Genomic DNA, 20,675 nt, shown 5'->3' on the forward strand with positions numbered 1-20,675 from the left:
TCACGCGGCGCGCGCAACCGGCGCGCCCCTGGCCGCCCGCCAGCGGCCTTCGTGATCCAGCAGCCAGCGCTTGCGATGCAGGCCGCCACCGTAGCCGGTCAGCGACGCATCGGCGCCGATGACCCGGTGGCACGGCACCACGATCCCGACCGGGTTGGCCCCATTGGCCATGCCCACGGCGCGCACCGCCGAAGCCCGGCCAATGCGCCCGGCCAGCACGCCATAGCTGATCGTATCGCCCGGCTCGATATCACGCAGCGCCCGCCACACCTGGCGCTGGAAATCGGTGCCGCCCAGGGCCACTTCCAGCCCGTCGATCGCCTCGACCTCGCCGTCGAAATACGCCTGCAACCGGCGGCTCGCCGCCGAGACCCGCGCGGCGTCCTCGACCCGCACCGCGCCCTGGCCGTACTGGCGCCGCAGCAAGGCATGCATGCGGGGCTCGTAATCCTGCCAATCGACCGCGCGCAGACACTCCCGCGCATCGGTCAGCACGAGCATCTGCCCGATGGGCGTGGCAACACGTTCCAGGGTGAAGGTTTGAATCGGCATGACGGGCTCCGGATACGGTAGGAATGCACCCAATATAGGCCGGCCGCCGACCTCGCGCTGGCGGATTCCGGACATGGCAGTGAGCGTGACAACAGTGTCCGAAAACCGCTAGATCACGTCCGCGTCCGGCGTTAGCATGGCCTCATGAACCTCGACCACGACGCCTGCTACAGCGCCATCCGCGTGCGCGACGCCCGTTACGACGGCCGCTTCTTCACCGCCGTCAAGACCACCCGCATCTACTGCCGCCCGGTCTGCCCGGCGCGCACGCCGCTGTCGCGCAATGTCGTCTTCTACCCCACGGCAGCGGCCGCACAGGAAGCGGGCTTCCACCCCTGCCTGCGCTGCCGCCCGGAAACCGCGCCCGCCGCCGGTCGCGCCCGCGATTTGCCCGACAGCGTCGCGCGCGCGCTCGGCCTGATCGAACTCGGCGCGCTCGACGAAGCCGGCGTCGACGCCCTGGCCGCGCGCCTGGGCGTGGGCGAACGCCAGTTGCGGCGGCAGTTCCGCCAGCACCTGGGCGCGTCGCCCGTGGCCGTGGCGCAGACCCGGCGCGTGCTGCTGGCCAAGCAACTGATCCACGAAACCCGCCTGCCCATGGCCGAGATCGCATTCGCGGCCGGCTTCGGCAGCATCCGCCGCTTCAACGAGAGCTTCCTGGCCCTGTTCGGCCGCGCGCCGGGCGAACTGCGCCGCTCCGGCAAGCCCGTCATCTCGGCCGGCCCGCAGGGCGAAATCAAACTGCTGCTGCGCTACCGCCCGCCCTACGACTGGACTGCCATGCTCGACTTCCTGCGCGTGCGCGCCATCCCCGGCATCGAACGGGTCACGGCCGACAGCTACACGCGCACCATCGGGCTGGACGGCGCCCAGGGCACCGTGCGGGTCGAACCCGGCACGGGCAACGCACTGCAGGCCACCGTCCGTTTTCCCCAACTGCATGCCCTGCCCACCATCATCGCCAGGCTGCGCCGCGTTTTCGACCTGGCCAGCGACCCCGCCGCGCTCGCGGCCCAGCTTGCCCACGATCCCGTCATGGCCGCCCTCACCGCCGCCCGCCCGGGCCTGCGCGTGCCCGGCGCCTGGGACGGCTTCGAACTCGCCCTGCGCGCCGTCCTCGGCCAGCAGATCACCGTCGGCGCCGCCATCAAGCTCGCCGGCAAGCTCGTCGCCGCCCACGGCCAACCCCTGGAGCAACCCGACGGCGATCTGACCCATCTGTTCCCCACCCCGGCCGCCGTCGCCCCCGTCGACCTCGCCCCGCTCGGCATGCCCCGCAGCCGCGCCGCCACCCTGTCCGCCGTCGCCGCCGCCGCCCTGGCCGACCCGCACCTGTTCGACACCACCGACAGCCTCGACACCGCCGTCGCCCGCCTGCGCGAAATCCGCGGCGTCGGCGAATGGACCGCCCAATACATCGCCCTGCGCCAACTGCGCGAACCCGACGCCTTCCCCGCCTCCGACATCGGCCTGATCCGCGCCCTGGAAAAACTCGAATCCCGCGAATACACCCCCGCCCAGCTCCTGGCCCGCGCCGAAGCCTGGCGCCCCTGGCGCGCCTACGCGGCCCAGCATCTGTGGGCGGAATACTGAAAAAGAATAACGGGCCGCGCCGCCATGCAAGCGCGAGTCCCCCCCGATGGGCCAGCCCAACAAGACCAAAACCCGCCAATCCCCGGAAAAGCCTCTAGCCCCCGCGAGCGCGCCGCGCACACCCTCTCGACGCAGCACGCCGCGTATGCAAAAAAAGGCCGCGCAGGGCGGCCTTTTTTCTGCGGGCAACGCAAACCTCGCCGCACCCCCACTGACCTGACAGCGCCGCAAACCTCGACGCCGGTAGCCCGTTGCGCGGGGCGCCTGGGGGGTGGGCAACCTCGATGCGCCCGACGGAAACCGAAGGAGTCGCCGCAGGCGAGGACGAGGTTGAGGAAGGGGAAGTCCGGAGCGAACGCTCCGGACCGCAATCGTGGGCGCCCACCCCCCAGGCGCCCCGCGCAACGGGCGGCCTACGAACGCGCCCGCCGCATCAAACCAGTCAGTCCCGAAAATTCTCAAACTGCAACGGCAAATCCACATCCGTCTTCTTCAACAACGCAATCGCCGTCTGCAGATCATCCCGCTTCTTCCCGCTGATCCGCAGCTTGTCGCCGTTGATCTGGCTCTCGACCTTGAGCTTGGCGTTCTTGATCGCCGCGATCAGCTTCTTGGCCACCGGCTGCTCGATCCCCTGCTTCACCGTGATCTTCTGCCGCGCCCCGCCCAGGTTCTCCAGCGGATCCGCCACATCCAGGCAGCGCACGTCGATCCCGCGCGCCGACAGCCGGCCGCGCAGGATGTCCAGCATCTGCTTGAGCTGGAACGCGCTCGACGCCACCTGCGTCACCACGAAACCATCCAGTTCGAATTTGGCATCCGTGCCCTTGAAATCGAAACGGGTGGCGAGCTCGCGGTTGGCCTGGTCGATGGCGTTGGTGAGTTCGTGTTTGTCGACTTCGGAAACGACGTCGAAAGTAGGCATGACACTAAGTCCTGTCGGTAGATGAGGAAAAGGCGGCCGCGGCCGCCGCGATGCCCCATTTTAGCGGGGCTGGCGCCCATCAAGCCATCAGCACCAGCAACCGGTCCGCCTGCAACGGATGCGGCATCACCTGCGCCTGGATGCCGTACGCCAGGAACAGGTTGGCCGGCGTCAGCACCTCGGCCGGCGTGCCCAGCGCCACCGCCTGGCCGCCGCTCAGCAGCAGCAGGCGGTCGCACCAGCGCGCCGCCAGGTTCATGTCGTGCAGGATCACCAGCACGCCCGTGTTGCCCTCGTGCGCCAGTTGCGCCGCCCGCCGCATCAGGTCGGCCTGGTGCTTGGGATCGAGGCTGGCGGTCGGTTCGTCCAGCAGCAGGTAGCGGGCTTCGCCCTGGGCACGCGCCGCGCGGCATTGCACCAGCACGCGGGCGAACTGCACCCGCTGCTGCTCGCCGCCCGACAGTTGCGGATAGCGGCGTCCATCCAGGTGGCTGACGTCGGCCCACTCCAGCGCCTGCCGCGCCAGTTCGTCGACCTCGGCCGGCGAGAGTTCCGGAAACGGATAGGCGCCCATTGCCACCACTTCGCGCACGCCCAGGTCGAAGGTCAGCCCGGGCTTCTGCGGCAGCACCGCGCGCTTGCGCGCCTGCTCGCGCGGCGGCATCCCGCCCAGCGCCCGCCCATCCAGCGTCAGGCTGCCGCCATCCGCGCCCAGCTCGGCCGACAGCGCGCCCAGCAGGGTCGACTTGCCGGCGCCATTGCTGCCCAGCAGGCCCACCACTTCGCCGGGCTGGATCGCCAGCGACACGCGGTCCAGGATGCGCTTGCCGTCGCGCGCCAGGCTCAGGTTCTCGGCGGCCAGCATCAACCGTGCCTCCGGCCGCGCGCCAGCAGCCACAGGAAGAAGGGACCGCCCACCAGCCCGGTCACCAGGCCGATCGGCAACTCGGCCGGCACCACCACGACGCGCGCCAGCCAGTCCGCCAGCGTCATCACCAGCCCGCCGCCCAGCAGGCAGGCGGGCAGCAGCAGGCGATGGTTGGCGCCCAGCGTCATGCGGACCAGGTGCGGCACCACCAGCCCGACGAACACGATAGTGCCGCTGGCCGCCACCAGCGGCCCGACGATCAGGGTGCAGGCCAGCACCAGCCGCGCCCGCGCCTGCTTGAGCGAATAGCCCAGGTGCTGGGCCTCGCGCTCGCCCAGCAGCAGCGCGTTCATCACGCGCCACTGGCGCATCAGCCAGAGCGACAGCAGCAGCACCCACGGCCCCAGGAAGGCCAGCAGCTTCCAGTTGGCGCCGGCCAGGCTGCCCATGTTCCAGAAGGTCAGGTCGCGCAGTTGCGCGTCGGACGCCATGAAGGTGAACAGCCCGATCAGGCTGAAGGCGATGGCGGTGATCGCCACGCCCGCCAGCAGCAGCCCCGCCACGCCCGGCACGCGCCGTCCCACCAGATAGGCCGACAGCGTCGCGACCAGGCTGCCGATGAAGGCGCCCGGCGCGGTGTACCAGAAGCCGCCCGGCGTCATCACGATGGCGATGACCGCGCCCAGCGACGCGCCAGCGGAAATGCCGATCAGGCCCGGCTCGGCCAGCGGGTTGCGGAACAGCGCCTGCAGCGCCGCCCCCGAGATCGCCAGGCCCGCGCCCATCACCACCGCCAGCAGCACGCGCGGCAGGCGGATGTCGATCAGCACGTTGCGCCACAGCGCCTGCTCCGGCGTGGGCGTGCCCCACAACAGCGCCGGCAGCTCGCGCAACGGAATCGAGACCGCGCCGCTGGCGCTGGCCGCCAGCACCGCCGCCGCCACCGCCACCGCCAGCAACACCAGCGCCAGCGGCGGGCTAGCGCGCCATGGCATGCGCGGCCTCCTGCTTGAGCTGGATCAGCGCCTGCGGCAGCCGCGGGCCCAATCCAAGGATCAACAGGTCATCCATGACGATGATGCGCCGCTTCGCCGCGGCCTGTGTCACCGCGATGCCGGGCAGGCGCGCAAAGCCATCGAGGCCACCGCTGGCCTGCAGCGATTCGCGCGTGACGATGATCAGGTCGGGCGCCAGCGCGCCGATGGCCTCGGGCGACAGCGGCTTGTAGCCCTGCTGCCCGTGCAGCACGTTGTCCAGCCCGGCCAGGTGCATGACTTCGGCCGCCGCGGTGCCGCGCCCCGCGCCTTGCGGCGCCCCGTTGCGGTTGATCAGCAGCAGCGCCCGCGCGCGCGTGGCCGGCATGGCCTCGGCCTTGGCCAGCTCGCGCGTCACGTCCCGCACCATCTGTTCGCCGGCCGGCGCCACGTCCAGCGCGCCGGCCACGGCGCGGATGCGCGCCTTGAGCGAATCGACCGACGGCGCGTCCGGCACGCTCACCAGCCGCACCCCGACTTCGCCCAGGCGCTTGAGCGCCTCGGGCGGACCGGCCTGTTCCGAGGCCAGCACCAGGTCGGGCTTGAGCGCTAGCACGCCTTCGACCGGCACCGCGCGGTAATAGCCGACGCGCGGCAACCGGGTCGCGGCCTCCGGGTACAGACTGGACTGATCGTCGCCGACCAGCCGGCCGCCCTGCCCCAGGCCGTACACGATCTCGGTCACGCTGCCGCCCAGCGTCACCACGCGTTCGGGCGACGCCGCCTGCGCGCCCGCCACCAGCATCCAAGCCGCCACCGCCAGCCATTTCTTCATTGCATCATCCTCAAGCGGCCAACGGCACGCGGCACAGGCCCGACATCAATTCACGCCACCCCGCCAGCTCCGGCTTGCCCGGCTTGCGCTCGCCGAAGAACTGCGCGATCAGGTCGCCGCTGGACGAATACAGTTCCAGCGACGTCACCCAGCCATCGCTGGTGGGTTTGTTCACCACCCAGGCCGACGCGATGGCGGTGGTATCCAGGTGCAGGTTGAAGGTCGGATCCAGCACGTTGAACCACGGGCCGGTGCGGCGCAACTGCCGAACCGGGCCGGTGTGGATCTGGATCATGCCGCGGTTGCCCACGAAGCACATGATCGACAGGCCGCTGGCCGCCGCCGACTCCAGCATGCGCTCGACCGACTCCGCCGGCACCGTCTGCGCCAGGTCTTCGCCGGCCGCGGCCAGCGCCGCCAGCCGCGACACCTTGAACTTGCGCAGCAGCGGAAAGAATTCGTGCGTGTCCTGCATGCCCAGCCAGGCCTGGCGCCACTGGGCGCTGTCCTCGACGCTCGGCGCGTCGGCGGCGGGCGCGTAGGGCGCGGTCTCGGGCCAGCGCGAATCGCCGGCGAACCTGGCCACCAGCGCGTCATACGCGGCGACGTCGGTGGCTTCGGTGCGGTAGACCTTGTGCACCGCCACGCCCGCGCCGTCGAAGAACTGCAGGCTGTGGCGGCCGTCCTGCTCGACCGCCCAGGCGGACTTCCAGCACGAGAAGAACACGCGCAGGTCGATGTCCGGCCCCAGCACCAGGCCGACCGGTCCGTCGGCCTGGATGTCCAGGTAGGCGCCGTGGCGCTCATGCACGCACCAGTCATTGCGCGTCAGGGCCATCACCGGGCCCAGCGCGCCCAGTTCGCGGAAGATCTCCTGCGGCTGGCCGTGCAGTTCGGTGGCCTTGACGCCGCCACAGCCGGCCGCGACCCATTCGGCCTCGGACACGCCGAGTTCCTGGGCCAGGTTGCGGGCGCGCAGGCCGGGTCTGGACGCCGCCAGCGCGTCGTTGCGGGCGCGCAGCTCGGCGGCGCGGGTAGCGAAATCAGGATGCTTCACTTCTTGGTTCATTGCGGTCTCTCCGGCCGGAATGGAAAATCAGGACTGCCGCCGCTGTCGCGCAGCGGCGGCAGCGCGGGTCAGTATTGATAAGTCAGCGAGACGCGCAGGCTGCGCCCCGGCTCCGTGTACCAGTCAACCGGCCGCGGCAGGGCCGTGGCGCCGGCGGTCGGCACGTTGATCGCTTCCCAGTACTTCTTGTCGAACAGGTTGAACACGCCAGCCTGCACCTGCAGCCCCTTGACCGCCGTCGGCCGCCAGTAGCCCATGAGGTCCACCACGCCGTAGCCGGGCGCCTGGAAGTCGCGGTTGGGCGTCGAGGCGCCGGCCTCCGGGTATTCGACCTTGTTACGACGCAGGGCGGTCGTCAGCAGCGCGTCCACGCCCCACACGTCGCGGCCATAGCCCACGCCCAGCACCGCCTTCAGCGGCGCCACCGAGTTCAGGTATTGGCCGGTGCCTTCATCCTTGCCCACGGCCCACGCCAGCGAACCCCACGTGCGCCAGCCCGGCGAGAACTTCCAGTGCGCGCTGGCCTCGGCGCCGTAGATGCGCACCTTGGCGCGGTTGACGTTGCCGGTGATGCCCAACGGGTACTGCCCGGCCCAGCCCGGCTGCCATTGCGGCGAGTTGGCATCCAGCGGCACGTTGCTGTCGATGAAATTCTGGTAGCGGTTATCGAAGAACGATACCGCGCCGCCGAGCGAATCGGAACCCAGCTTGGCGCCCAGTTCCCAGCCCTTGCTGGTTTCCGGCTTCAGGTAGGGATTGCCGACCCGCAGGTAGGTGCCGGGGCCGCCGTAGTTGGTGTAGAGCTGCGTCGCGCTGGGCGCCTTGAAGCCATAGGCGTACTGCGCGTACAGGCTCAGCGCGTCGGCCGCCTTCCAGGTGGTCAGCAGCTTGGGCGAGAAGCGCCCGCCGCTGTTCTCGGGCGGCAACACGCCGCCGTTGCGGTTGCTGGCGTAGCTTTCGGTGGACCTGGGCTTCTGCTCGTAGTGGTCGTAGCGCAGCGCCGGCATGACGGTGTAGCGGCCATCGCCGAAACTGAATTCGTCTGACATCCACAGCGCCCACTGGCTGCCCTTGGACAGCGGCACGTCGGCCTGGTTGGTGTGCAGCATGTCGCAGGTGCGCGGGCCGAACGGCGCCGGCGTGCCGGCCCGCACGGTGGGGCAGTTGTCGTAGCCGCTGGAGTTCTGTTCGGTCTTGTTGCCATACCACTCGCCGCCCACGGTCCACAACTGCGACACCGTGTTGCCCGCCAGCCGCTTGGTCAGTTCGCCATTGGCGCCGAACATGGTCTGGCGGATGGAGTTGTTGCGGCCGTAGGCGCCGCTGGGGAAGCCATAGCGGAACGGGTCGCCGGGAATGATGTTGGCGCGCGCATCGCGGCTGCGTTCGCCATCGAGCGCGCTGTCGAGCTGCATGCGCTGCCAGTACACCACCGCCGTGGCGCTGTCGATCCAGCCGCCCTCGGCGGGCGCCTTGTAGGAATAATCGAGCGACACGCGCTGGCGCTCGGTTTCCTTCCGGGTGGTGTTCTCGCCGATCAGGTAGCTGGTGCCCGGCCCCTGTTCGAACATGCTGTCCTGCGTGGCCTTGCGCTTGAAGTATTCGCCGGTCAGGCCGAAGCGGTGGCCGCCCTCGACGCGCTGCTGCAGCTTGAGCAGGAAACTGCGCTGGTCGTAGTCCTCGGGCGTCGGCTGGTTGCGGCGCGGGCCATAGCCGCCGACGTCGCCGCGGTTGTCCAGCGCATGGCCGTTGCGCACGCCCGCCTGCACCAGCCAGAAGGTATCGCTGTGGATCTGTCCGGCCAGCGCGGCGTTGGCGCCCCAACTGCTGTCGGCGGTGTCGTAGTCGGTCTTGGCCAACGCGCCGAAGGTCTTGCCGTCGTTCAGCAGGTCCGAGGGATCGAGCGTGTACAGGTCGGCCATGCCGGAGATGGCGCCCGAGCCGCCCGCGCTGGCGTCGGCGCCGCGCACGATGTCCAGGCGCGACAGGGAGTTGAAGTCCACCGCCTCCAGGCCGCCCTTGACGCCGCGCGCGCCGTCATCCAGCCACGGCAGGCGGATGCCGTCCACCCGCGTCAGCACGCGATCCTGGTCGAGTCCGCGGATGTTGATGCTGTTGTTCTGGCGGTTGAAGTTCACGCCCGGTTCCAGGCGCTTGCCCAGGTCGCTCCAACCGCGCACCTGCGCGTCGTCCAGGCGCTTGCGGTCGCTGCGGGTCTCCCACGCCGGCGTGATCGCCGTGCCCTCGCCTTCCACCGTGACCGGCGTCAACTGCGTCACGCCGGCAGGGGCCAGGGCCTGCAGCACAAACACGCCCGGGCTGCGCTCGCGCGCGGCCAGGCCGCTGCCGGCCAGCAGGCGGGCGAAACCGTCAGCCACGGAGTATTCCCCGTTCAGGCCGGCGCCACGCCGCTGGCCCACCAGCGCCGCGTCGAACAGCACCGTGACGCCGGCGTTGTCGGCGAAGCGCGACAGATTCTCGGCCAGCGGGCCGGCCGGGATGCGGTAGCCGCGCGCCTGCTCGGCCGGCGCGATCTGCGCCAGCGCGGCGGCGGCCGGCCACAGCGCAACGGCCGGGGCAGCCAGCGCGGTGGCGATGCGCAACGCCAGGGACAGGCGGGTCAATCGGCATGGAGCCTCTCGGTTCAAGGGGGTGCCGCGGAGGCGGCTGGCGGGAAAGTGAGCCATGGTCGTCCTTTCGATCCAACGGGTATCGGCATTCGTATGCCTCTACTGACCATGACCCTTGACCAACGCCAACCGGACAACCCGCCCCGGCTTTTTTGTAACAACGACGATTCATGCCTGCCCCGCGCGCGGCATGAGCGTCACCCAATACGCGCTGCGGTAACGCACCTGCACCGGCAGCGTGGACGGCAGGGCCGCCAGCACCGCGTCGGTATCGCGCAACTGGAAGGCGCCGGAGATCCGCAGGCCGGCGACCTCGGGATCGCAGCGCAGCACACCGGGGCGGTAACGGCCCAGCTCGGCCGCGAAGGCGTCCAGGCGCCAGGCGCTGGCGTGCAGCACGCCGCGCGTCCAGTCGGCGGCATGCGGATCGGCCGGCTCGATGCGCGGCGCTTCATCGTCGCGCAGCCAGGCCTGCTCGCCGGCCGTCAGCGCCAGGCTGGCGTCGCCGCGGCGCAGCGTCACGCCGCCCTCCTGCACGCTGACGCGGCAGGCCGAACCGTCTTCGCGCACGCAGAAGCGCGCCGCCTGCGCCCGGATATCGCCCTGCCTCGTGCGCACCACGAAGGGCCGCGGATGGACCCCGCCTTCGGCCACCGCGTGGACCGCGATCTCGCCGGCACGCAGCCGCACCAGCCGCAGGTCGGCGCCGTACAGGACGTCGACCGCGCTGGCGGTGTTCAGGCGCATGGAAGAACCATCGCTGAGCGCCACCTGGCGCTGTTCGCCGGTCGCGCTGCGGTAGTCGGCGGTCCATTCGAACGGGCTGGCGCGCCAGGCGGCCCAGCCCGCCGGCCCAGCCACGATCAGCGCGGCCAGCGTCTTGAGGGCCGCGCGCCGGCCGGCCGACTCCGGCCGGTTCAGCGCCGCCATGCCGAGCGATGCCGGGATCAGGCCGAAGCGCTGGTTGACGCGCTGCGCGCGCTGCCAGGCATGTTCATGCTCGGCCTTGCTGGCGCGCCATTGCTGGCAGGCGCGGATGTCGGCATCGGTGGCGTGCTCGGAATTCAGCCGCAGCAGCCAGCGCGCCGCCTCGCGCGCGACCTGGCGATCGACGGCGGGCAGCTCGCCCGCCACGCCCCATTGGACGCTCACATCACCGCCATGATGCATTGTTCGTACCCCTTGGCGATGTAGCGATGCACCGACCGCACCGACACGTTCAGCCGCGCGGCGATCTCGATGTGGCTGAGTCCTTCGAGCTGCGCCATCAGGAACGCCTGTCGCGCCGGGCGCGCCAGGCCGGCCAGCATCTCGTCGATTTCCTGCAGCGCTTCGAGGATGAGCAGGCGCTGCTCGGGCGACGGCGCCATGGCCTCGGGCATGGTCGCCAGGGCGTCCAGGTAGGCCTGTTCGATCGAGCGGCGCCGGTAATGATTCAGCACCAGACGCTTGGCGATGGTGGTCAGGTAGGCGCGCGGCTCGCGCAGCGCGTCGAGTTCGTGCCGATGCCGCAGCACCCGCACGAAGGTGTCCTGCGCCAGGTCAGCGGCATCGCAGGAGTTGCCCAGCTTGCCCCGCAGCCAGTTGTGCAGCCATCCATGATGCGCGCGGTAGAGCAGATGGACGGCGTCGCCGCAGGCTAGCGCAAGGTTGGACACGATGGACTCCCGAACTTTCTTGACTACAAATAAAAATCAATCTCATTCTAAATGCAAAACCGTGGCATGCGTCAAGAAGCCCGCCCGGGCGTCGTGGGGATATATCATGGGGACAGATTCGGCCGCGCGCGCTCCCGCGGCCGCCGTCCCCACAGCCAGGCCTTGCCGTCGGCATTGCGACGACGCGGCCCATTCCGAAGCCCGACACCATGCTCTACAGCGCCCTCAAACTCATCCACCTGCTGGCCGTGATCCTGTGGGTCGGCGGCATGCTGTTCGCCCACTGTTTCCTGCGGCCGGCGGCCGCGCAACTGGAGCCGCCGCAACGGCTGCGCCTGATGGACGCGGTGCTCGGCCCCTTCCTTAACGCGGTGGGGGCCGCGATCGTGCTGATCCTGGCGACCGGCGCCCTCATGATCGGCCAGGAAGCGGCCCAGGCCGCGCGCAGCGGTGGCGCCTTCTTCATGCCGCGCGCCTGGACCGTGATGGCCGCGGGCGGGCTGGTGATGACGGCCATCTACGCCTACATCCGCGCCGCGCTCTATCCGCGCCTGCGCGCGGCGGTGGCCGCCTCGGAATGGCCGCGCGGCGGCCAGGCCATGGCGGGCATCCGCCGTTGCGTCGGCGTCAACCTGGTGCTGGGGCTGCTGATCGTGGCGGCCGTCTTCCTGCTATAGCCGGGCGCAGCCATCGGCACGGCTTGGCCGCCTATCGGATTTCTTTGCCCTGTTGCAATACGCCGTACATCCGGCGTGGCCACACTGGACCGGACTCTCGCGGGTCTTGAACATAAAAGGAAAATCCATGATCAAACGCGTCTTGCCCCTGGCCGCTCTGGGCCTGTCCCTGGCCACTCTCTCGACCGCCTTCGCCGCTCCCATCGACAACAGCGCGCTGGAGCAGCCCGCCTTCCGTGAACACAAGACCACCTACGGCGTGGTCTACCGCCTGCCCAAGGAAGTGAACGCCGTGCTGGACGCCAAGGTCAACGGCTCGCTCAAGCAGGACCTGCTCGCGCTGGGCCTGAATACCGAGGCCGCAACGCCCAATATCCCGCACGTGACCGTGGTCCACATCCACAGCGCCGACAGCGCCACGCCGCAGCGCATGCTGCGCGCGCTGCCCAAGCCCCCGGCGCCGCTGCAGGTGACGCTCAAGGACTTCTATCCGACCGAAGCGGCCAAGGGCGCGGGCCACCCGTGGTGGCTGGACCTGGGCGTGGTCAAGAGCGGCGCGGGCTTCGAGGCCATGATGGCCTACAACACCGTGACCACCGCCGCCCTGGCGCCGCTGCGCGACGGCCCGCTGCCGCGCGTGACCGGCCCGGTCTACGCCAAGATGGCCGACGCCGGCCGCGAGCTGGTCAAGACCATGGGAGTGAGCGGCGTCAACGTGATGAAGGACGGCAAGGAAGTGCGCGCCCACAACCCGCACACCACGCTGGTCTATAGCATGACGCCGTACGACGCGCGCCTGGCCGACGCCATGAAGCAGGAGTCCGCCAAATTCAACGCCGCGCTGCCCGACGGCATCCAGGCCACCTTCAAGGACGTGTCCATCGTCGAGATCGGCTTTGCCGGCAACGTGCTGCGCGAGATCTACCGCGTCAGCCTGGAAGACGGCTCGGCCATCGACGTGGCCACCGGCAAGCCGGTCGCCCGCTAAGCCGGGCCGTCCGCGGCCAGGCGCTCGCGCAGCACGTCGCGCACCTGGCCGCGCAACCACGCCTGCAATGGCGAAGCGTGCTGGCGGCGCGCCCACACCATCGCCAGTTCCATGCGCCGCAGGCGCGCCGGCATCTCCAGCATCGCCAGCGGGAAATGGCGGCAATGCGCCCGCGCCACGCTGGCCGGCATGGTGGTGGCGTAGTCGGTGTCCACCAGCACATAGGGCGCCACGCCGAAGCCCGAGAGATAGGCCGAGAACGCCATGCGGCCGTCGCCCGGCTTGAGCAGCCGGTCGAAGGTCGTCTCGCGGCCGTACATCTGCTCGAACGCGAACCACTTGATGGCGCCCAGGTCGGCCAGCGTCAGGGCGCCGCGCGCGGCCCAGGGATGCCGCGCCGACAGCACGCAGACGCGGCGGTCGGTGTGCAGCGCATCGCGGTGAAAGCGCGCCGGCACCTTGCCGAACAGGCCGATGGCGATGTGCAGCCGTTCGGCCTCCAGGTCGTCGGGCGCGAAATCGCCGTGCAGCGACTGGAAGCGCAGCGTCACGCCGGGCGCGGCGCGGTGCAGGCGCTCGATCAGCGGCGCGGCCAGCAGGATCTCGCTGTGCGCGCCGGTGCCGATGTTGACCACGCCTTCGGCGCGCGCCGGATCGAAGGCCTCGGGCGGGCGCAGCGCGGCCTCGATCTGCGCCAGCGCGTCATGCACCGACGCGTGCAGCTCCAGCGCCCGCTCGGTCGGAACGAAACGTCCCTTCACCACCACCAGCAGCGGGTCCTCCAGCCGCAGGCGCAGGCGCGCCAGGTCGCGGCTGATGGCCGGCTGGGTCTTGTGCAGCAGGCGCGAGCTGGCGGTGGCGCTGCGCGTGCGCATGAGCACGTCGAAGGTCAGCAGCAGGTTCATGTCGAGCCTGCGCAGGAAAGGCAAGGATTGGGCGTCGCGCATGGCGCCATGCTATGCCGTAAGCGAATGATTGCAAAGAACCATATCGGATTCGATATGCAAGTCTTGCGCCATCGGCATTGGGCAGGCGCGGCCGGCTTGGCTACAGTCCGCCACGGACCGGGCGTTTCGACCCGGCCGCCCGCTACGGAGACAACCATGGGCCCCACCCGCCACCTTCCCGCGCCCCGGCGCATCCGCCCCGTGCTGGCACGCTGGTCCGCCCGCGCCCTGCTGGCGCTGGCCGCCTGCCTGCCGCTGGCGGCCCATCCCGCCGATTTCCCCAGCCGCCCGATCACGCTGGTGGTGCCCTTCCCCGCCGGCGGCACGCCCGACATCCTGGCGCGCCTGCTCAGCGACAACCTTTCCAAGCGCCTCGGCCAGCCGCTGATCGTCGAGAACCGGGCCGGCGCCGGCGGCAACATCGGCGCGCAGGCGGTGGCCCGAGCCGCCCCCGACGGCCAGACGCTGCTGATGTGCGCGTTCGGTTGCACCGTGGCGCCGTCGCTGTACCAGCCGGCGCCCTACGACATCGTCAAGGACTTCGCCCCCGTCGCCATGATCGGCACCGTGCCGAGCGTGCTGGTGGTCAATCCCAAGGTGCCGGCCGACACGCTGCCGGCGCTGCTGGCGTATGCGCGCGCCAACCCCGGCAAGCTCAATTCGGCCTCCTCCGGCATCGGCGGCTCGGCCCACCTGGCGACCGAGCTGCTCAAGCAGCGCGCCGGCATCGACCTGGCCCACATCCCCTACAAGGGCGCCGGCCAGGTGGCGGCCGACCTGCTCGGCGGGCAGGTCGACATGTACTTCGACAACCTGCCGGCCTCGCTGGCCAACATCCGCGCCGGCAAGCTGCGCGCCCTGGCCGTGGCCAGCGCCGCGCGCGCGCCGGCGATTCCGGACGTGCCGACCTTCGCCGAGGCCGGCGTGCCCGACTTCCTGATCACGCCCTGGTTCGGCGTGATGGCGCCGGCCGGCACCCCCGCCCCGGTGCTGGACACGCTGCACGACGCCTTCGCCCAGGCGCTGCAGGCGCCCGAGGTGGCAGCCAAGATGCGCGAATTGGGCGTCGAGACCGCCGCCGGTTCGCGCGCCGACCTGGGCCGCTTCGTCACCACCGAAACGGCCAGGTGGAAACAGGTCATCGAGACCAACCACATCAAGGCCGAATGATGGCCGCTGCCCTGGACGACGGCGCGGCGCTGGCGCCGATCCGCCTGCGCGACATGGGTGCATTCCACGTCGGCGGCCGCGACCTGGCGCTCAGCGGCCTGCCGCGACGCGAGCTGGTCATGGCCGAAGGCGGCCAGCCGGTGGCGCTGGATCCCAACGGCACCTACCGCGTCGAACAGATGTACGCCCAGTACTTCCTGTCGGAGCCGGTCAGCGGCCGGCCGCCGCTGGCGTTCTGGCATGGCGGCGGCATGACCGGCGCGGCCTGGGAGACCACGCCGGACGGCCGCCAGGGCTGGCTGCACTATTTCCTGCGGCGCGGCTGGGACGCCTACCTGTGCGACGCGGTGGAACGCGGCCGCGCCGGCGCCGCGCCGCATGTCTGGCCCGACGCGCCGGTGGTGCAGGCGCGCGAGGACTGCTACACGCGCTTTCGCATCGGCCGCCCGGGCACCCGGCCCGGCCCCGGCAGCGCCTACCCGGACACGCAATTCCCGCTGGAGGCGTTCGACGCGCTGGCCGCGCAGATGGTGCCGCGCTGGGTCCACACCGATGCCGCCATCCTGCGCGCCTACCAGGCCTTCCTGGAGCGGATCGGCGCGGCCATCGTGGTCTGCCATTCGCAGGCCGGCGTGTTCGGCATCCGCGCCGCCCACGCCCTGCCCGAGCGGGTGCGGGCCCTGGTGGCGCTGGAGCCGGCCAGCATCCCGGACCTCGGGCCCGATGCCCGCTACGACACCCCCACGCTGGTCGTGATGGGCGACCACATGGACACCGATCCGCGCTGGCCGCGGATGCGCGCACGGGTGCGGGAATTCGCGGCGCGCCATGCCAGCGTCACGGTGCTGTCGCTGCCCGACCTGGGCATCCGCGGCAACTCGCACATGCTGATGATGGACCGCAACAGCCTGGAGTTGGCCGGGCGGGTGCACGACTGGCTGGCGGCGCTGCCGGGTTAAGGACGGCCGGATCAAGAACGGCGGGCCGCGGCTTCCCGCTGCTGCCATTCCATGGCAGCATTACGCCGTCCCGCCCCCGCCCGCTCCCATGTCCCGCACCGAACGCCTCCTGGACCTGCTGCAGACCCTGCGCTGCCACCGCCTGCCCGTCAGCGGCCATCGCCTGGCCGCCGACCTGGGCGTCAGCCTGCGCACGCTGTACCGCGACATCGCCACGCTGCAGGCGCAGGGCGCCGAGATCGAGGGCGAGCCGGGCATCGGCTACGTGCTGCGGCCCGGCTTCATGCTGCCGCCGCTGATGTTCAGCACCGAGGAGATCGAGGCCCTGGTGCTGGGCACCCGCTGGGTGGCCGGCCGTTCCGATCCGCGCCTGGGCCAGGCCGCCGCCAACGCGCTGGCCAAGATCAGCGCGGTGCTGCCGCGCGAACTGCGCGACGAACTGGACGCCATTCCGCTGCTGGTCGGCCCCAGCAGTTGGGCGGTGGTCGACCGGGTCGACCTGTCGCTGATCCGCCAGGCGATCCGCGGCGAGCAGAAAATCGCCATCACCTACCGCGACGACAAGGGCGCCGATTCCGAACGCGTCATCTGGCCGTTCGCCCTGGGATTTTTCGACAGCGTGCGCATCGTCATGGCCTGGTGCGAACTGCGCCAGGACTTCCGCCATTTCCGCACCGACCGCATCGCCACGCTCGAAGCCGGGCAACGCTATCCGCGCCGCCGCCAGGCCTTGCTCAAGGAGTGGCGCGCCATCAATACGGCCAAGGGCGCCCCCTGCTGATCCCTGGCGTGCGCCGCGCGCCGGCGGGTGCGACATCGGCATGAAGACTGCTGACAAAATCTGACAGCATGGCTCTCTAAGATGGGCGCTCATTCAACCAGGAGCGCATCATGTCCGCCAAGAACTTCGTCATTTTCTACGTCGACAAGCCCGAGGCCAGCGCGGCGTTCTACAGCGCGCTGCTGAACCGCCCGCCCGTCGAAAGCTCGCCCACCTTCGCCCTGTTCGCGCTCGACTCCGGCCTGATGCTGGGCCTGTGGTCGCGCCACACCGTCGAGCCGGCCGCCGCCGGCCGCGGCGGCTGCACCGAACTGGCCTTCACCGTGCCCGACGCCGACGCGCTCAACCAGCGCCACCTCGACTGGAGCCTGCGCGGCCTGCCGATCCTGCAGGCCCCCACCAACATGGACTTCGGCCGCACCTTCGTCGCGCTCGACCCCGACGGCCACCGCCTGCGGGTGTTCGCCCCGGCGCCAGAACCCACCACCGCCGCCGTCGAAGACGAACTGATCACGATCCCAGCATTCCCAGGAGCCTGAACCACAGGTAGTCCAGCGGCACCAGCGCCACGAAGGACACCAGCGCGGTCAGCAGGCTCAACGCCAGGCCGCTGCGCGCCGGCACCTGGCCCATGCCCATCGCCACCACGATGGGCGAGGCCTGGTACGGCATGATGACGGTGGCGTAGCCGGCCACCTGCGCCATCAGCACCGTCATCAGCGAAAAGCCCGAGGCCTGCGCCAGCGTCTCGGCCAGCGGCGTATACAGGGCCGGCACGCCGTTGGCCGTGACCACGAAATTCAGCGCCGCCGACAGCCCCACCAGCGAAAAGAAGCTCTGCATCGGCGCCTCGGGCGACAACGGCAGCCAGGCCAACAGGGCGCGGCCGATGATGCCGCCCAGGCCGCTGTCGGCCACCATCGCCGCCAGTCCCAGGATGCCCGCCACGTAGATCGCGGTGCGGAAATTCACTTCCTTGCCGAACTGCTCGCCACTGACGAAACCCACCTTGGGCAACAGGCACAGACAGGCCGAGCCCAGGCCGATCCAGGCCGGCGACACGCCGTGCCAGCCGTCCGTCACCCAGCCCAGCAACGTCAGCCCCAGCAGCACGGCCAGGCGCTTTTCCGCCGCCGACAGGGGTTGGGCGGCGGGCGCGGGCGGCGCGGTCTCGGGCGTATCGCGGAACAACCAGGCGATGCAGGCCACCAGCACCACGCCTTTCAGGATGCCCAGCACCGGCGCATGCAGCCACAGATACGGCAGATAACCCAACTGCAGGCCATAGCTCGATTCGATGCTGCCGGCCATCACCAGATTCGGCACGTTGGCCGGCAGGATGGAGGTGGACAACTGGAAGGTGCCGAAGCCCACCGCCAGCGCCAGGCCAATCCGTCCACGACGGCCCGCCACCAGCCCGATCTGGTCGGCATAGGCCAGCACGATCGGCATCAGCAGCGCGATGCGGCCCATGTTCGACGGCATCACGAACGCCAGCAGGTAGGTCAGCGCCACCACGCCGGCCACCACCTTCGGATACGAACCCGACAGGCGCCGCGACAGCGCGCCCGCCATGCGGTCGGCCAGGCCGGTGTACTTCAGCGCCAGCCCCAGCACATAGCCGCTCAGCACCAGCCAGAACGCCGCCGACGAAAACCCGGAGAACACCACCTCGCGCGGCGCGGCCGCGAAGATCATGGCGGCGCTGAAGAACAGCAGCGCCGTCAGGTACTCAGGCAGCCGCGAAAAGGCCCACAACGCGATCGTGATCGCGGTGATCAGCGCGGGTAGAATCGGAAAACCGGAGGCGACAAGATGCATGGAAAAACCACCACGAGAACACGGATCGGCGCAGTGTACGGACCCTGTCCCGCGCTGAAAATGCGCGATTCGCAGAGGCTGCCTGCGCGCCTCGCGTAGGCTCGCCGCCATGCGTTTCGACCTGACCGACCTGGCGCTGTTCCTGCACGTGGTGCAGGCCGGCAGCATCACCCACGGCGCCGCCCGCGCCAACCTGGCGCTGGCCGCCGCCAGCGCCCGCATCCGCAACCTCGAGGCCTCGCTCGGCGCGCCGCTGCTGGAGCGCCGCCGCCAGGGCGTCATCCCCACCCCGGCCGGCCTGAAGCTGGCCGCCCATGCCCGCGTCATGCTGGCCCAGGCCGACCGCCTGCGCGACGACCTGGCCGACTTCTCCGGTGAATTCGGCGGCTCGGTGCGCCTGCTGTCCAACACCAACGCGCTGACCGCCTTCCTGCCCGAAGCGCTCAGCGGCTTCCTGGCGGCGCATCCGCGCATCAACGTCGAATTGCAGGAAATGCTGAGCGACGAGATCGTCGAATGCATCGCCGACGGCTCGGCCGATATCGGCATCGTCGCGGGCACGGTCGACACCGGCGCCCTGCAGACCCACGCCTACCACGCCGACCGCTTCGTGCTGATCGTGCCGGCCGGCCACGCGCTGGCGGACCGGGCCGAGGTCGCGTTCGGCGACGTGCTGGACGAAGACTTCGTCGGGCTCGACCGCAGCAGCGCGCTGCAACGCTTCCTGGCGCGGCAGGCACTGGTGGTCGGCAAGCCCATCAAGCTGCGGGTGCAGTTGCGCAGCTTCGACGCCATGTGCCGGCTGGTCGAGGCCGGCGTCGGCGTGGGCATCGTGCCCGAAACCACGGCCAACAGCATGCGCCAGTTGCTCAGGGTGACGCCAGTGGCGCTGTCCGACGCCTGGGCCGCGCGCGAGCTGCTGCTGTGCGTGCAGTCGCGCAATACCCTCAGCGCCCGCGCCCGCCGCCTGCTCGACCACCTGCTGGCGGACGCGGCGGCGGTCACGCCGCCGAATACAGATCCGTCATGAACTGCGTGGCCTTGATGCCGGTGCCGGTCAACAGCACCACGGTGCGCTCGGTCTCGCGAATCGCGCCACGCGCGCGCAGCATGTCCAGCGCCGCCGCCGCGGTGGCGCTGGTGGGCTCGGCGTAGAGCCCCATTGCCGCCAGCCTGCGCACGGCGGCAACGATGTCCGCCTCCGGCACCGCAACGGTCTGACCGCCGCTGGCGCGGATCGCCTGCAACACCTCGCGCAGCCGCACCGGCCGCTTGATCGCGGTGCCCTCGGCCACCGTCGGCAGCACCTCGCGCGGCACCGGCGTGTCGACCCCGGCATGGAAGCTGGCGTCCACCGGCGAGCAGTTCCGCGGCTGGGCCACGAACAGGCGCGGCAGGCGCTTGATCTGTCCGGCCGCCAGCAGCTCGGCAAAGCCAATGGCGCAGCCCAGCACGTTGCTGCCCGCGCCCGCCGGAATCACCACGTTGTCCGGCGCCTCGAAACCGAAGTCCTCCCACATCTCGTAGGCGATGGACTTGGTGCCCTGGAGGAAGAAAGGCTGCCAGTTGTGGCTGGCATAGAAGATCCGCTCGGCGGCCTCGATCGCGGCGGTCTCGGCGTTCTCGCGCGGCCCCTGCACCAGTCGCACGTCGGCGCCGAACGCGCGGATCTGCGCCACCTTGGCGCTGGACGTGTAGGCCGGCGCGAAGATCGTGACGCCCATGCCCGCCGCCGCGCCATACGCCGCGATGGCGGCGCCGCCATTGCCCGAACTGTCCTCGGCGATGGCGCCGATGCCGATCTGGCGCAGCCACGACAGCATCACCGCGGCGCCACGGTCCTTGAAGCTGCAGGTGGGGTTGAACCATTCCAGCTTGAAGAGCGGCCGCAGCCCGCCCCACGCGCGCTCGACCATCGGCGTGCCGCCCTCGCCCATCGACACCGGCCGGGTCACGGCGCCGGGCAGCGCGGCCCGGTAGCGCCACAGCGAACGCTCGCGGCGGTCGATGTCGTCGGGCGAGATGCCCGGCAGCGGCGAGATCATCAGTGGCGTGCGCGCATCGGAACACCAGCGGGCCTCGTCCAGCGCATGGCGCGCGCCGGTGACGGGATCGAAATAGTGGGGATCTGACATTGGCGGTCAACCTGGAGAAAGTCGGGAATGGCCGCAGTCTAGGTCCGACCGAGCTCTCGGCGTTGCAATATCATGTTGCGATAATCGCAATGG

The 20,675-nt window shown here is 70.4% G+C and carries 20 protein-coding genes; 8 read left to right on the top strand and 12 right to left on the bottom strand.

The features are described 5' to 3' along the window. On the bottom strand, positions 1-552 hold the full coding sequence (locus ACUDCK_RS22945) for a methylated-DNA--[protein]-cysteine S-methyltransferase (protein ID WP_175168365.1): 552 nt from the start codon (positions 550-552) through the stop codon (positions 1-3). 144 nt (positions 553-696) lie between these two features. Here ACUDCK_RS22945 and ACUDCK_RS22950 point away from each other — a divergent pair, with 144 nt between their 5' ends. Then, positions 697-2,145, top strand: a complete 1,449-nt coding sequence (locus ACUDCK_RS22950; RefSeq protein WP_064524858.1) for an AlkA N-terminal domain-containing protein — start codon at positions 697-699, stop codon at positions 2,143-2,145. 442 nt (positions 2,146-2,587) lie between these two features. Here the strand turns inward: ACUDCK_RS22950 and ACUDCK_RS22955 are convergent, their stop codons facing one another. The 8 genes from ACUDCK_RS22955 to ACUDCK_RS22990 form a co-directional block, all read right to left on the bottom strand. Continuing rightward, entirely contained in the window at positions 2,588-3,070 is a 483-nt protein-coding gene (locus ACUDCK_RS22955) for a YajQ family cyclic di-GMP-binding protein (RefSeq protein WP_049075718.1), read from the bottom strand. 79 nt (positions 3,071-3,149) lie between these two features. Further along, a complete protein-coding gene (locus ACUDCK_RS22960) occupies positions 3,150-3,938 on the bottom strand; it encodes a heme ABC transporter ATP-binding protein (RefSeq protein ID WP_064524856.1) in 789 nt (262 codons plus the stop codon). Beyond that, positions 3,935-4,933, bottom strand: a complete 999-nt coding sequence (locus tag ACUDCK_RS22965) for a FecCD family ABC transporter permease (RefSeq protein ID WP_175168364.1) — start codon at positions 4,931-4,933, stop codon at positions 3,935-3,937. The genes ACUDCK_RS22960 and ACUDCK_RS22965 overlap by 4 nt, the downstream gene beginning before the upstream one ends. Continuing rightward, positions 4,917-5,747: a heme/hemin ABC transporter substrate-binding protein gene (locus tag ACUDCK_RS22970; protein ID WP_175168363.1), complete on the bottom strand. Its 831-nt coding sequence runs from the start codon at positions 5,745-5,747 to the stop codon at positions 4,917-4,919. Before ACUDCK_RS22970 ends, ACUDCK_RS22965 begins: the two co-directional genes overlap by 17 nt. A 10-nt stretch (positions 5,748-5,757) precedes the next feature. Beyond that, positions 5,758-6,804 (bottom strand): hemin-degrading factor, encoded by a 1,047-nt coding sequence (locus ACUDCK_RS22975; protein WP_175168371.1) that lies wholly within the window; start codon positions 6,802-6,804, stop codon positions 5,758-5,760. A gap of 80 nt (positions 6,805-6,884) precedes the next feature. Further along, entirely contained in the window at positions 6,885-9,503 is a 2,619-nt protein-coding gene (locus ACUDCK_RS22980; RefSeq protein ID WP_175168362.1) for a TonB-dependent receptor, read from the bottom strand. Between the two features lie 111 nt (positions 9,504-9,614). Next, the gene (locus ACUDCK_RS22985) at positions 9,615-10,616 is read right to left on the bottom strand and encodes a FecR domain-containing protein (RefSeq protein ID WP_054500930.1); all 1,002 of its coding nucleotides are present in this window, start codon (positions 10,614-10,616) and stop codon (positions 9,615-9,617) included. Then, positions 10,595-11,104, bottom strand: coding sequence for a sigma-70 family RNA polymerase sigma factor (locus ACUDCK_RS22990; protein WP_081273468.1), 510 nt, complete (start codon positions 11,102-11,104; stop codon positions 10,595-10,597). Before ACUDCK_RS22990 ends, ACUDCK_RS22985 begins: the two co-directional genes overlap by 22 nt. Positions 11,105-11,313: 209 nt before the next feature. On the opposite strand from ACUDCK_RS22990, the gene ACUDCK_RS22995 reads away from it, so the two are divergent. Continuing rightward, positions 11,314-11,781 carry a CopD family protein gene (locus ACUDCK_RS22995; protein WP_175168361.1) on the top strand — a complete coding sequence of 156 codons (468 nt, stop codon included), beginning with the start codon at positions 11,314-11,316 and terminating at the stop codon, positions 11,779-11,781. Positions 11,782-11,908: 127 nt separating this feature from the next. Then, on the top strand, positions 11,909-12,769 hold the full coding sequence (locus tag ACUDCK_RS23000) for a hypothetical protein (protein WP_175168360.1): 861 nt from the start codon (positions 11,909-11,911) through the stop codon (positions 12,767-12,769). On the opposite strand, the gene ACUDCK_RS23005 is transcribed toward ACUDCK_RS23000, so the two are convergent. After that, a complete protein-coding gene (locus ACUDCK_RS23005) occupies positions 12,766-13,716 on the bottom strand; it encodes a LysR family transcriptional regulator (RefSeq protein WP_116792568.1) in 951 nt (316 codons plus the stop codon). The two genes, ACUDCK_RS23000 and ACUDCK_RS23005, sit on opposite strands and share 4 nt — an antisense overlap. Positions 13,717-13,872: 156 nt before the next feature. Between ACUDCK_RS23005 and ACUDCK_RS23010 the strand changes: the two genes are divergently transcribed. From ACUDCK_RS23010 to ACUDCK_RS23025, 4 genes are all read left to right on the top strand, one after another. After that, on the top strand, positions 13,873-14,886 hold the full coding sequence (locus tag ACUDCK_RS23010) for a tripartite tricarboxylate transporter substrate binding protein (RefSeq protein WP_175168359.1): 1,014 nt from the start codon (positions 13,873-13,875) through the stop codon (positions 14,884-14,886). Continuing rightward, positions 14,883-15,845 (top strand): hypothetical protein, encoded by a 963-nt coding sequence (locus tag ACUDCK_RS23015; protein WP_175168358.1) that lies wholly within the window; start codon positions 14,883-14,885, stop codon positions 15,843-15,845. Before ACUDCK_RS23010 ends, ACUDCK_RS23015 begins: the two co-directional genes overlap by 4 nt. An 88-nt stretch (positions 15,846-15,933) precedes the next feature. Beyond that, positions 15,934-16,626, top strand: coding sequence for a helix-turn-helix transcriptional regulator (locus tag ACUDCK_RS23020; RefSeq protein WP_175142599.1), 693 nt, complete (start codon positions 15,934-15,936; stop codon positions 16,624-16,626). A 110-nt stretch (positions 16,627-16,736) separates the two neighbouring features. After that, positions 16,737-17,165, top strand: coding sequence for a VOC family protein (locus ACUDCK_RS23025; protein ID WP_054500923.1), 429 nt, complete (start codon positions 16,737-16,739; stop codon positions 17,163-17,165). Here ACUDCK_RS23025 and ACUDCK_RS23030 read toward each other — a convergent pair. Continuing rightward, positions 17,137-18,447 (bottom strand): SLC13 family permease, encoded by a 1,311-nt coding sequence (locus tag ACUDCK_RS23030; protein WP_116792572.1) that lies wholly within the window; start codon positions 18,445-18,447, stop codon positions 17,137-17,139. The genes ACUDCK_RS23025 and ACUDCK_RS23030 overlap by 29 nt on opposite strands. Positions 18,448-18,556: 109 nt before the next feature. Here ACUDCK_RS23030 and ACUDCK_RS23035 point away from each other — a divergent pair, with 109 nt between their 5' ends. Next, on the top strand, positions 18,557-19,477 hold the full coding sequence (locus ACUDCK_RS23035) for a LysR substrate-binding domain-containing protein (protein WP_175168357.1): 921 nt from the start codon (positions 18,557-18,559) through the stop codon (positions 19,475-19,477). On the opposite strand, the gene ACUDCK_RS23040 is transcribed toward ACUDCK_RS23035, so the two are convergent. Beyond that, complete coding sequence (locus ACUDCK_RS23040; RefSeq protein WP_175168356.1) at positions 19,449-20,582, bottom strand: threonine synthase; 1,134 nt, start codon at positions 20,580-20,582, stop codon at positions 19,449-19,451. The two genes, ACUDCK_RS23035 and ACUDCK_RS23040, sit on opposite strands and share 29 nt — an antisense overlap. Between the last annotated feature and the right edge of the window lie 93 nt (positions 20,583-20,675).

It is taken from the genome of Achromobacter sp. CF-sbj1-Ac2-l (assembly GCF_052698165.1).

Bases quoted from the DNA above. Each gene is read 5' to 3' on its own strand.
- ACUDCK_RS23030 (WP_116792572.1), bottom strand. From the start codon at position 18,447: ATGCATCTTGTCGCCTCCGGTTTTCCGATTCTACCCGCGCTGATCACC.
- ACUDCK_RS22985 (WP_054500930.1), bottom strand. From the start codon at position 10,616: ATGCATCATGGCGGTGATGTGAGCGTCCAATGGGGCGTGGCGGGCGAG.
- ACUDCK_RS23025 (WP_054500923.1), top strand. From the start codon at position 16,737: ATGTCCGCCAAGAACTTCGTCATTTTCTACGTCGACAAGCCCGAGGCC.
- ACUDCK_RS22950 (WP_064524858.1), top strand. From the start codon at position 697: ATGAACCTCGACCACGACGCCTGCTACAGCGCCATCCGCGTGCGCGAC.
- ACUDCK_RS22955 (WP_049075718.1), bottom strand. From the start codon at position 3,070: ATGCCTACTTTCGACGTCGTTTCCGAAGTCGACAAACACGAACTCACC.
- ACUDCK_RS23005 (WP_116792568.1), bottom strand. From the start codon at position 13,716: ATGCGCGACGCCCAATCCTTGCCTTTCCTGCGCAGGCTCGACATGAAC.
- ACUDCK_RS23000 (WP_175168360.1), top strand. From the start codon at position 11,909: ATGATCAAACGCGTCTTGCCCCTGGCCGCTCTGGGCCTGTCCCTGGCC.
- ACUDCK_RS22980 (WP_175168362.1), bottom strand. From the start codon at position 9,503: ATGGCTCACTTTCCCGCCAGCCGCCTCCGCGGCACCCCCTTGAACCGA.
- ACUDCK_RS23040 (WP_175168356.1), bottom strand. From the start codon at position 20,582: ATGTCAGATCCCCACTATTTCGATCCCGTCACCGGCGCGCGCCATGCG.
- ACUDCK_RS23035 (WP_175168357.1), top strand. From the start codon at position 18,557: ATGCGTTTCGACCTGACCGACCTGGCGCTGTTCCTGCACGTGGTGCAG.
- ACUDCK_RS22970 (WP_175168363.1), bottom strand. From the start codon at position 5,747: ATGAAGAAATGGCTGGCGGTGGCGGCTTGGATGCTGGTGGCGGGCGCG.
- ACUDCK_RS23010 (WP_175168359.1), top strand. From the start codon at position 13,873: ATGGGCCCCACCCGCCACCTTCCCGCGCCCCGGCGCATCCGCCCCGTG.
- ACUDCK_RS23015 (WP_175168358.1), top strand. From the start codon at position 14,883: ATGATGGCCGCTGCCCTGGACGACGGCGCGGCGCTGGCGCCGATCCGC.
- ACUDCK_RS22995 (WP_175168361.1), top strand. From the start codon at position 11,314: ATGCTCTACAGCGCCCTCAAACTCATCCACCTGCTGGCCGTGATCCTG.
- ACUDCK_RS22945 (WP_175168365.1), bottom strand. From the start codon at position 552: ATGCCGATTCAAACCTTCACCCTGGAACGTGTTGCCACGCCCATCGGG.
- ACUDCK_RS22965 (WP_175168364.1), bottom strand. From the start codon at position 4,933: ATGCCATGGCGCGCTAGCCCGCCGCTGGCGCTGGTGTTGCTGGCGGTG.
- ACUDCK_RS23020 (WP_175142599.1), top strand. From the start codon at position 15,934: ATGTCCCGCACCGAACGCCTCCTGGACCTGCTGCAGACCCTGCGCTGC.